The organism is Hymenobacter sp., assembly GCF_036387835.1.
Lineage (GTDB): Bacteria > Bacteroidota > Bacteroidia > Cytophagales > Hymenobacteraceae > Hymenobacter.
Genome location: NZ_DASVSY010000076.1, coordinates 1 through 3,355, shown reverse-complemented (window position 1 = coordinate 3,355; position 3,355 = coordinate 1). Strand labels below are relative to the sequence as shown.

3 protein-coding genes are annotated in these 3,355 nt (G+C 57.5%); 2 read left to right on the top strand and 1 reads right to left on the bottom strand.

The window, feature by feature from the left end; genetic code table 11:
* Positions 1-100: 100 nt before the first annotated feature.
* Positions 101-934 carry a rhamnogalacturonan acetylesterase gene (locus VF639_RS14900; protein ID WP_331146715.1) on the top strand — a complete coding sequence of 278 codons (834 nt, stop codon included), beginning with the start codon at positions 101-103 and terminating at the stop codon, positions 932-934.
* Between the two features lie 206 nt (positions 935-1,140).
* Positions 1,141-2,133, top strand: coding sequence for a 2-hydroxyacid dehydrogenase (locus VF639_RS14895; RefSeq protein ID WP_331146714.1), 993 nt, complete (start codon positions 1,141-1,143; stop codon positions 2,131-2,133).
* A 127-nt stretch (positions 2,134-2,260) separates the two neighbouring features.
* On the opposite strand, the gene VF639_RS14890 is transcribed toward VF639_RS14895, so the two are convergent.
* A complete protein-coding gene (locus tag VF639_RS14890) occupies positions 2,261-3,235 on the bottom strand; it encodes a glycoside hydrolase family 43 protein (RefSeq protein ID WP_331146713.1) in 975 nt (324 codons plus the stop codon).
* Positions 3,236-3,355: the final 120 nt, after the last annotated feature.

The window sequence follows — 3,355 nt, the reverse complement described above, 5'->3', positions numbered from 1 at the left end:
GTAGTAAAAGGGGTTACCACCCTAGCGAGATGCTTCGACTCCGGCTGCGCCTCTGCTCAGCATGACGGTTAAAAATCAAATTCTATATCCAGAGAAACCAATGCAGCCTCAACCAACCAACAGCAAGCAACGCAAGAACGGAGTGTTGCCCTACGGCCTGCTGCTCGTATTTATCCTGCTTTCGGCCTTTAGCAGCCTCCCACAGAATCAGAAGAAGCCGACGCTTTTTCTGATTGGTGATTCGACGGTGAAAAACGGCAAAGGCAAGGGTGACGGCGGCCTGTGGGGATGGGGCAATTTCCTGCCTGCGCACTTCGATACCACGCGCATTTCGGTGGTCAACAACGCGCTTGGCGGCACCAGCAGCCGCACGTTCCGCACCAACGGCTTATGGGAGAAGGTGCAAGTGAACATCAAGCCCGGCGACTTCGTGCTTATGCAGTTCGGCCACAACGACAACGGCCCGCTGGCCGACACGGCGCGGGCGCGCGGCACCATCAAAAGCAACGGCGAGGAAAGCCAGCAAATCTACAACCCCATCAAAAAGCAGCAGGAAGTGGTGCACAGCTATGGCTGGTACCTGCGCCAGTTTATTGCCGACGCCAAAGCCAAAGGCGCCACCGTCTACGTTTGCTCGCCCATCCCGCGCAACACGTGGGCGGCCGGCGAAGTCAATCGTGCCGCTGGCGACTACGGCCTGTGGGCCGCAGAGGCTGCCAAACAAGGCGGTGCTTACTTCATCGACCTCAACAAAATCATTGCCGATAAATACGACAAGGAGGGCGAGGCGAAAGTGAGAAGCACGTACTTCAATACCACCGACCATACCCACACCATCGAAGCCGGCGCCCGCCAAAACGCCGCCTCAGTGGCCGACGGGCTACGCAGCATCAAGAAAAATCCGTTGGTGAAGTATATGGTGAAAGCCAGCTAGCGTAGCCATACGGTATAGCTTAGAAGCTGCGCCGGGTAGCGGCGCCAGGAGTTTCACTTCTGGTGCGGCTGCCCGGCGTTGTTATGAAGTACGGTCTTGCGCCGCAACAACGACGACGTTCGGCGGTAGATATACTTGATTTACCACTTGCTAGCCTCAAAGTTGAGGAGCGGCCTCTCTTTTCAAGTTCCTTTCACGTTCAGCGCATGCATATCACCTTCTTCAATGCCAAGCCCTACGACCATGAATTCTTTGAAGAAATCAACCAGCAGTATGGGCACCAGCTACGGTTTCTGGAAGTGCCGCTGAACGCCAGCACCGCCTTGCTGGCACAGGGCGCCGAGGGAGTGTGCGTGTTTGTCAACGACGTGGTGGATGCCGAGGTGCTGCACCAGTTGGCGGCCAGCGGGGTGCGGCTGGTGGCGCTGCGGTGCGCGGGTTTCAATAACGTGGATCTGAAAACGGCCGCCGAACTGCGCGTGCCGGTGGTGCGCGTGCCGGCCTACTCGCCCTACGCCGTGGCCGAGCACACCTTGGCTCTGATTCTGACGCTGAACCGCAAAACGCACCGCACCTACAACCGCGTCCGCGAAGGCAACTTTGCGCTCACCGGCCTAATGGGCTTTGATTTGCACAGCCGCACCGTCGGGCTTGTTGGGTTGGGCGCTATCGGCTTGGTGACGGCCCGCATTCTGAAGGGCTTTGGCTGCCGGGTGCTCGGCTACGATGTGCAATTCAGTGCCGCCGCCAAGGAGTTAGGAATCGAGTTTACCGACCTGCCGAACCTGTACGCGCAGTCCGACATCATTTCGTTGCACTGCCCGCTTACGCCCCAAACCTACCACCTAATCAACGAAGAGTCGATAGCTCAAATGAAGGAAGGCGTGATGCTCATCAACACCAGCCGCGGCGCCCTCATTGATGGCCGGGCGGTAATAGAAGGTCTTAAGTGCGAGAAGATTGCCTATTTAGGGCTGGATGTGTACGAGGAAGAAGGCGATATATTCTTCGAAGACATGTCAGGTAAGGTCATCCAAGACGACGTGTTCATGCGCCTGCTCTCGTTCAATAATGTGCTTATCACCGGCCACCAAGCCTTTTTCACCGCCGACGCCATGCACAACATCGCCCACATCACCCTGCAAAACATCACCGACTTCGAGCAAGGCAAGCCACTCGCAAACGCCGTGCAGCCCTAAGCGCGGCGTAGCGCGGAAGCCACAGGAAATCCGTTCCGCGACGAGCAACGCGAGTATTCAGTATTGCCCTAACGCGTAGGAACTCGCTGCGCTCGTCGCGGAACGGACTTCCGCGCTACATCACGCTTTACTGCTTCAGCAGCAAGCCGAGTTCCTTTTCTGTCACGGGGAAAACCGTGCCGTGGCGGAGACCTTTCGGGAACTGCACTTTGTCGGATACGTCGGTCCAGGTTTGCAGGTCGGTGGATTGCACGGCGCCATATTTGTGTTCGGTGTACTTATCGAAATACACCAGCCACTCCTTGCCGAGCTTAACGGCCGTGGGGCCCTCTGCCCAATACTTGCCGGTGATGGGCGCCGAGGCCTTGCCGAACGGACCAGTTAGCTTGTCGCTGAACGCAACGCGGAGGTTCTTTTGAGCCGGCTCACGGGTTTCGTCTTTCAGAAACATCACGTAGCGCTTGCCGTCGCGCTGAATGGTGGCGTCGATGACGTTGAAGCCGGGCTCGTAGAGCAGCTTGGTGTCGGAGTACGTTTTGAAATCCTTGGTCGTGACGTAGTAGATGCGGTGGTTATAGGCAGCGTCGGCGGTGCTTTGGGTTTCGGGGAAGCGGCCCTTGATGGTGGTGGCCCAATAGATGACGTAGGCGCCGGTAGCGTCGTCGTAGGTGATTTCCGGGGCCCAAGAGTTACGCGCCTCGGCTTCCTGTTGCATCACGGGCACGAACTGCTGTGGGCTCCAGGTAATCAGGTCTTTGGAGTTGGCGTAGCCGATGCCTTTGTCGTTCCAGCTTACCGTCCAGACCATGTGAAACAGGCCGTCTTTGCCCCGGATGATGCAGGGGTCGCGCATGAGTTTGTCTTTGCTCACGGTGGGGCGCAGGAAGGTGCTGTCTTTTTTCAGGGAATTCCAGACGTAGCCGTCGCGGCTGTAGGCCAGGTGCAGGCCATCTTCGCCGTTGCCTTTGAAATAGGAAAATACCAGTGGCTCTTTCAGCTTCGGGGGCTGCTGCGCGGCTGCCGGGAGGGCGGCCAAGGCAAGTGCGAAAACGCCGAGCGCGGCGCGGATAGATACGGTAATGCTGCGGCTACTTGTGTGCATTGAAATAGGGTGGATTTTGGAAATGGTAAAGCTAAAGCTTATCAGGAAAGATCAACGTTGGTATGGTGTTTCACGCAGTGTCACGGGGTGGGTGTCGCAGTGTCGTTCAACGGCCACTGC

Excerpts from the sequence above, each read along its gene's own strand:
- VF639_RS14900 (WP_331146715.1), top strand. The coding sequence starts at position 101 with ATGCAGCCTCAACCAACCAACAGCAAGCAACGCAAGAACGGAGTGTTG.
- VF639_RS14890 (WP_331146713.1), bottom strand. The coding sequence starts at position 3,235 with ATGCACACAAGTAGCCGCAGCATTACCGTATCTATCCGCGCCGCGCTC.
- VF639_RS14895 (WP_331146714.1), top strand. The coding sequence starts at position 1,141 with ATGCATATCACCTTCTTCAATGCCAAGCCCTACGACCATGAATTCTTT.